Here is a 7,339-nt window from a genome sequence, read left to right as displayed (position 1 = left end):
AGCAGCCCGCCGGTCAGATCCGCCGTGACCCGCAGCGGCGCAGCGGCGAAATCCAGGTCGGCCACGCCGGTCAGCGCGTTTTGATCCAGCCCGAGGCTCAGATCCCGCAACGCCACCCGCCCGTCGGGGGTATAGGTGGTGTCCGCCGCAAATTGCAGCCGCTGCCCCAGGCCGCGCGGCACCACCAGCGGCGTCAGCCCCAGCGCGCCCATCAGCGCCGCCGTATCCTCGCTGGCGCCAGTGACCCGCCCGTCAAACGCGCCCGTCAGATCGGCCCGCCCATCCAGCCGCGCCTTGCTGGCCGCTGCCGTTACCGACAGGCCGACCGAGACGACATCGCCGGCCAGGAACCGGGAAAAACTGCCGATCTCCCCCGCCAGCCGCAGCGGCTTGCCCGCCGGGCGCAGGGTCATATCCACCGTTGCGGTTCCGTTCGGCTCCGGCCACAGCAGGCTCAGATCCACCTGGCTGAGCCGCACCGGCTCCTGTCCGAAGGGGGCATAGCGCAGGCTGGCGCCGCTCAGGGTGATCGCCTCAATCGCAATCGGGTCCGAGGTCGCGCCGTTGCCCCCGCCGCCATCGCTCGCCGTTGCCGGCGTTTCAAAAATCCAGTTCCCGGTGCCATCGGCGCGGGTTTCCAGGTTCAGTTGCGGCACGATCGCGGTCAGCTCGGTGATGCGCACATCGCCCCGGATCAGATCCGCCGCGTCAATCCCGACCACCAGCCGCCCGGCGATCAACATCGGCTCCGGCCCGGCCCAATCGGCATTGGCCAGCGCCACATTGTCCGCCTGTATCCCCAGCGTCGGCCAGAAGGAAAACCGCACATCGCCGCCAAACACCACCTGTCGGCCGGTCTGTTTCTCAATCTGCTGGCCGACCAGCTCGGCCAGTTTCTGTCCCGGTAAAAAGGCCAGCACAGTGATGGCCACAGCAAGGGTCAGGACAAGAGCGGTCAGAATACGGAGGATCAGGCGCATGGCAGAGGGTCCCTTTTGGGAGTACAGAAGTTGGCTCGCCCACGTTCAGGGCTTTGCGCCAGATTACAACCCTCGCAGGTGGGATCAATCGCTGCGTGACCCCAATGCCATGGCGGCGCCCCCTGCGGCCCACCCCGGCACGGCCAGACGCTGCCAGACACCGCCAAGACCGGGTCGCCCCTATCAGCGTCAGGCGGGCAATGTCATCCCCCGCGCGGCGGCACCGGTCAGCGTCGGCGGCCCCACAGATCATATTCCCCGGCCTCGTCGACCTCCACCGTGACCAGATCACCGACCTTCAGCCCCTCGGTGCCCTCGTCGATGAACAGGTTGCCGTCGATCTCCGGGGCGTCTGCCTTGGTGCGGCAGGTGGCGATCCCGTCTTCGTCGATGTCATCCACGATGACCTGCATCACCTGCCCCACTTTCGCGGCCAGCTTTGCTTCGGAAATCGCCTGTGCCTTTTCCATGAACCGGTCCCAGCGCGCCTGCTTGACCTCTTCGGCCACGTGATCCGGCAGCGCGTTGGAGCGGGCACCAGCGACGTTTTCGTATTTGAAACACCCGACCCGATCCAGCTGCGCCTCGTCCATCCAGTCCAACAGATGCTGGAACTCCGCCTCGGTCTCGCCGGGGTAGCCAACGATAAAGGTCGACCGCAGGGTGATGTCGGGGCAGATCGCCCGCCAGGCCCGGATTTCCTCCAGCGTTTTGGCCCCCGCCGCAGGTCGGGCCATGCGTTTCAGCACATCCGGGTGGGCATGCTGGAACGGAATGTCCAGATAGGGCAGCACCGCATTGGCCGGATCCGCCATCAGCGGGATCAGCTCGCGCACATGCGGATAGGGATAGACATAATGCAGCCGCACCCACAGCTCCTCTGCCGGCGCCAGCTCCCCCAGGGCACGGGCGAGGTCGGTGATATGGCTGCGGATCTCGCCCTCTTTCCACGGGTTGACATCATATTTGCGATCCAGCCCATAGGCCGAGGTGTCCTGGCTGATCACCAGCAGTTCGCGCACCCCTGCCCCGACGAGCTTTTCCGCCTCGCGCAGCACCGCATGCGCCGGCCGCGACGCCAGCCGGCCACGCATGTCGGGAATGATGCAGAACTTGCACTTGTGATTGCAGCCTTCAGAGATCTTGAGATAGCTGAAATGCCGCGGCGTGAGGCTGACCCCCGAGGCCGGCAGCAGGTCCACAAACGGGTCCGGGCTGGGCGGAACGGCAGCATGCACCGCATCCAGCACCTGTTCGTACTGATGCGGACCGGTGACGGCCAGAATGCGCGGGTGATGTTCGCGGATGTAATCCGGTTCAGCCCCAAGACAGCCCGTGACGATCACCTTGCCGTTTTCCTTCAGCGCCTCGCCAATGGCATCGAGGCTTTCGGCCTTGGCGCTGTCAAGGAACCCACAGGTGTTGACGATCACCGCATCCGCACCGGCATAGTCGGCCGAGATCCCGTAGCCCTCGGCCCGCAACCGGGTCAAAATCCGCTCGCTGTCCACCAGCGCCTTGGGGCAGCCCAAGGACACCATGCCAAGCGTCGGCTGGTCAGGACGGGGGGCATCACCAAAGCGGGGCTTCGGCGCGAGGTCGGGGCGGAGATCTGGCGGATTGCTGGTCATGGCCGTCCTATAAACTGGCCGGAGACGCTTGGAAATGGAGGATTTGCCCTCCCCCCGCAATCCCCCCGCCCCCTTTCGACGGTCCCGGCCACAACGGCCGCGACGCGGATCCTCTGGAACAGGGACCTACGGGCGGAAGTGGCCAGCCGAAATAGCATATACCGTGCCGAGACTTGGATAGGTATGAGGCTGCTGTCACCGTGGCTCTGTGCCCCACTTTGTGTCGCACCCGACGGCAAAGCTCATAACCATTTGATTTAGAATGAAATGGAGGCGAGTACCGGAATCGAACCGGTGTACACGGATTTGCAATCCGCTGCGTCACCACTCCGCCAACTCGCCTCGCTGTCACCGTAATGTGGCGGGTGGTGAGCCGCCGACTGGTGTGACACGCGTTTTATTTCTGTTCCCGTCGGACCGCAAGGGGCAAAACACGGTGGCGGTGCGAAAACCTGGGGGTCTTTGCAGGGCACGATGGCGGCGATGCGCCCCCGGCGTCGGAAACGGCGCGGCGCATGGGGGAGCAACTGGCGACGGGGCAACTGGCGACGGGGCAACTGGCCGGACCGGTGGACGCAAAAAGGGCCGCCCGGAGGCGACCCTTTGTTGGTCCCCGAGGGGACTGTCATCCAAACAGGATGGCGTGACTTACATCATGCCGCCCATGCCGCCCATGTCGGGCATGCCGCCGCCGGCGGATGCACCTTCTTTGGCGGGTTTGTCAGCAACCATGGCTTCGGTGGTGATCAGCAGGCCTGCAATCGAGGCCGCGTCTTCCAGCGCGGTGCGGGTTACTTTGGCCGGGTCGATCACGCCGAATTTGAACATGTCGCCATATTCTTCGGTCTGCGCGTTGAAGCCAAAGTTCTTGTCTTCGGATTCGCGGATCTTGCCTGCAACCACGGCGCCGTCGACGCCTGCGTTTTCAGCGATCTGACGCAGCGGAGCTTCGAGCGCGCGGCGCACGATGGCGATACCGGCGTTCTGGTCTGCGTTGGCACCGGTGAGACCGTCCAGCGATTTGCCGGCCTGGATCAGCGCAACACCGCCCCCGACGATCACGCCTTCCTGCACAGCAGCGCGGGTCGCGTTCAGAGCATCGTCGACACGGTCTTTGCGCTCTTTCACTTCGGTTTCGGTCATGCCGCCGACGCGGATCACGGCAACACCGCCTGCCAGTTTGGCAACGCGCTCTTGCAGCTTCTCACGGTCGTAATCGGAGGTGGTTTCTTCGATCTGGTTGCGGATCTGGGCCACACGTGCCTCGATCTCGGCCTTCTCGCCAGCGCCGTCAACGATGGTGGTCTCGTCTTTGGTGATCTGGATTTTCTTGGCGGAGCCGAGCATGTCCATGGTGACGGACTCGAGCTTCATGCCGAGATCTTCGGAGATCACCTGACCGCCGGTCAGGATCGCGATGTCCTGCAGCATGGCCTTGCGGCGATCGCCGAAACCAGGCGCCTTGACCGCTGCGATTTTCAGACCGCCGCGCAGTTTGTTGACAACCAGGGTCGCCAGCGCTTCGCCTTCGACATCTTCTGCGATGATCAGCAGCGGCTTCTGGGACTGGATGACCTGCTCGAGCAGCGGAACCATCGGCTGCAGCGAAGACAGTTTCTTCTCGTGCAGCAGGATGATGCAGTCTTCCAGCTCGGTGGTCATCTTGTCGGCGTTGGTCACGAAGTAAGGCGACAGGTAGCCGCGGTCGAACTGCATGCCTTCGACAACATCGGTCTCTGTTTCCAGGCCTTTGTTTTCTTCGACGGTGATCACGCCGTCGTTGCCGACTTTCTGCATCGCATCCGCGATCTGACGACCGATTTCGGATTCGCCGTTGGCGGAGATGGTGCCAACCTGTGCAACTTCGTCGGAGTCTTTGACTTCACGCGCCATGGCTTTGATCGCGTCGACAACTTTCAGTGTTGCCAGGTCGATGCCGCGCTTCAGGTCCATCGGGTTCAGGCCCGCTGCAACCTGCTTCAGGCCTTCTTTGACGATGGACTGAGCCAGAACGGTGGCGGTGGTGGTGCCGTCGCCGGCTTCGTCATTGGTGCGGGAAGCAACTTCCTTCACCATCTGGGCGCCCATGTTTTCGAACTTGTCTTCCAGTTCGATCTCTTTCGCCACAGATACACCGTCTTTGGTGATGCGCGGGGAGCCGAAAGATTTTTCGATAACCACGTTGCGGCCTTTGGGGCCCAGGGTCACTTTAACCGCGTCGGCGAGGATGTTCACGCCTTTGAGCATACGGTTGCGGGCATCGGTGTCGAATTTGACGTCCTTAGCAGCCATTTTTCATTCTCCTTGAGAATTCTGTCTAGTCTGTTGCGATGAGGGTATGTCGGAGCGGGTGGCTCAGACGATCACACCCATGATGTCGCTCTCTTTCATCATCAGCAGCTCTTCGCCGTCGACGGTGACTTCGGTGCCGGACCACTTGCCGAAGAGAACCTTGTCGCCCTCTTTCACGGCCATTGCGATCAACTCGCCGCTGTCCTTGCGTGCGCCTTCACCACAGGCGACAACAACGCCTTCGGACGGTTTTTCTTTGGCGCTATCGGGAATGATAAGACCACCGGAGGTCTTCTCTTCGCCTTCGGTACGACGTACCATTACGCGATCATGAAGCGGTTTCAATGCCATCTTTGCAGCTCCTCAAAAGGCTCAAAGTGTTTTTCTTTCCCCGCACCCTTCATGGGCCACGGAGACGTTAGCACTCACCTTAGTCGAGTGCTAACTGCGGGATACCTAGGGAGTGGGAATTGCTGAGTCAACAACAATGATCCGGAAATTTCGTGGATTTTATGTGACTCGGGCGCGGCGCGGCGGACCGCCGCCCGGATCGGGTTCGGGCGGGGGGCCCTGCCCCGGCCTCAGCCTGCCGTGTCGATCTTAGTCCGCCGCATCACCGACAGGGGGCGTTGCGCGTGCCAGCCAGACCGTATGCTCGGCAAACCCGGCCTCGGTCAGCCCGTAGCGACCCCGGCCCTGCCGGTCGAACCAGCCGTAGTGATTGGAATACATCACCTGCGTGGCGCGGCTGACACCGGTGGCTTTTGCGACCTCCGCGCCCCGACTGGGACCATGGGCGGCCAGATGGGCCGCGCAGGCCAGCGCGTCCTGGCGATAGCCGGTCATCAGCCCGCCGCGCACCGCCCCGCCGACGTTGGGGTCGCCCTTGATCCGGTCGAATTCCCGCAGCAGCCGCGCCGCCTTCTGCTTGGATTTGCGGGGCTGAAAGGGGCCGGGATCGCAATGCACCTCGCAGCGGCCATCGGCGCGCACCGTGATCAGCCCCAGCCCCAGACGGCGGCACAGGGAGAGGTTGTCCTTCAGCGCCCGGCGCGCGGTCTTGCCGGTCGGGCGCGCCACCGCGAGATAGACCAGATCCGTCAGCCCCAGCCGCGCCACCGCCTGATGGAACAGCGCCAGCGTGAACCGCAGCTTCAGCTCCACCACCACCGGCGGCGCGTCGCCACGCCGCGCGACCACATCGGCGGCCCCGACCTCTCCCTTGACCGTATAGCCCTGCGCTTCCAGCAGGGATTTGACCGGGCCATAAAGTTCCTGTTCACGCATCATGGTGGCCATGCTTGCCCCGGCCCGGCAGCAATGGCAATGTAGCGCAACAGGAAAACAACCGAGCGGTGATCCATGACTGGACTTTTCTCCCGCCTCCGTCGCGCCCAGCGCCAGACGGGGACGATCTGGCTGCGGCGTGTGGCGCTGGCGGTCGGCGTCGCGGGGGCGGCGGCATCCGCGCAGGCGGCCTGCACCGGCACCGACCTGCGCCAGGACCTGCCCGCCGCGCTCAAGGCCGAGATCGCCGCCGAGGTCGCTCGCACCCCCTATGCCAAGGGGCTCAGCTGGATCGCCACCCGGGGCGACCGCCGTCTTCACGTGATCGGAACCATGCATCTGAACGACCCGCGCCACGCGCCGCTGGTGCGCCATATGACCCCGGCGATCGAGGCCGCCGACGCGATGCTGGTCGAGGTCACGGCGGCGGACAAGGCGGCGCTGGAGGCCAAGCTGGGCAAACGGCCAGAGCTGATCTTTATCACTGACGGCCCGACGCTGATCGACCGGCTGCCGCCCGAGGATTGGGCCGAAATTGCCGATCTGGCCCGCGCGGCGGGCATTCCGCCCTTCATGGCGGCCAAGATGCGGCCCTGGTTCCTCAGCATGTCGCTGTCGATCCCGAATTGCGCCCGCCGGATCCCAAATGTGTCGCATGGGCTGGACATGCAGCTGCTGGAGGTCGCGGCAGAGCACGGGGTCCCGACCCTGTCGCTCGAGGATCCGATGGAGATCTTCCGCACCCTCGACGCCGCGCCGCTGGCCGAACAGGTCGAGGAGCTGCGCAGCTACCTTGCCATGATGCGGGTGGGGCCGGATGAGTTTTTCACCATGCTGGAAAGCTATTTCGACGGCGAGGTGGAGGCCTTTACCCGCGTGCAGATGAAACAGTTTCTGGCCGCTGACCTGTCGATCCCGACGGCGGAGCGCGCGGCCCAGATCGAGGCCTTGATGGGCTCGCTGCTCTATGACCGCAACCGCGCCTGGGTTCCGGTGATCGAGTCGGCGCCGGGCAATCTGCTGGTGGTCGCGGTTGGCGCGGCGCATCTGCCGGGCGAAACCGGCGTGCTGGCGCTGCTCGAAGCGGCCGGCTACACCATCGAGGAGGCCCCCTTGTGATCCCCCTGCCCCGCCACCGCTCTCATGGCC

Annotated in this window: 6 protein-coding genes and 1 tRNA gene; 1 reads left to right on the top strand and 6 read right to left on the bottom strand. The window is 64.3% G+C overall.

The features are described 5' to 3' along the window. From TRIHO_RS05255 to TRIHO_RS05230, 6 genes are all read right to left on the bottom strand, one after another. Positions 1-980, bottom strand: a 980-nt coding sequence (locus TRIHO_RS05255; RefSeq protein ID WP_131811176.1) for an AsmA family protein, incomplete at its 3' end; no start/stop codon positions are given. A 227-nt stretch (positions 981-1,207) separates the two neighbouring features. Beyond that, positions 1,208-2,611, bottom strand: coding sequence for a 30S ribosomal protein S12 methylthiotransferase RimO (rimO, locus tag TRIHO_RS05250; RefSeq protein ID WP_068241008.1), 1,404 nt, complete (start codon positions 2,609-2,611; stop codon positions 1,208-1,210). A 268-nt stretch (positions 2,612-2,879) separates the two neighbouring features. Further along, positions 2,880-2,953: transfer RNA gene (locus TRIHO_RS05245), tRNA-Cys, on the bottom strand. 306 nt (positions 2,954-3,259) lie between these two features. Next, positions 3,260-4,903 (bottom strand): chaperonin GroEL, encoded by a 1,644-nt coding sequence (gene groL / locus TRIHO_RS05240; RefSeq protein ID WP_068241006.1) that lies wholly within the window; start codon positions 4,901-4,903, stop codon positions 3,260-3,262. Between the two features lie 63 nt (positions 4,904-4,966). Further along, on the bottom strand, positions 4,967-5,254 hold the full coding sequence (locus TRIHO_RS05235) for a co-chaperone GroES (RefSeq protein WP_068241005.1): 288 nt from the start codon (positions 5,252-5,254) through the stop codon (positions 4,967-4,969). 249 nt (positions 5,255-5,503) lie between these two features. Next, a complete protein-coding gene (locus TRIHO_RS05230; protein ID WP_207498631.1) occupies positions 5,504-6,193 on the bottom strand; it encodes a DUF2161 domain-containing phosphodiesterase in 690 nt (229 codons plus the stop codon). A gap of 72 nt (positions 6,194-6,265) precedes the next feature. Between TRIHO_RS05230 and TRIHO_RS05225 the strand changes: the two genes are divergently transcribed. Next, complete coding sequence (locus tag TRIHO_RS05225; protein ID WP_082705039.1) at positions 6,266-7,309, top strand: TraB/GumN family protein; 1,044 nt, start codon at positions 6,266-6,268, stop codon at positions 7,307-7,309. Positions 7,310-7,339: the final 30 nt, after the last annotated feature.

It is taken from the genome of Tritonibacter horizontis (assembly GCF_001518015.1).
In the GTDB taxonomy this organism is placed as follows: domain Bacteria; phylum Pseudomonadota; class Alphaproteobacteria; order Rhodobacterales; family Rhodobacteraceae; genus Epibacterium; species Epibacterium horizontis.
The sequence above is the reverse complement of the archived record's forward strand: the minus strand, read 5'-3'. Positions and strand labels throughout refer to the sequence as shown.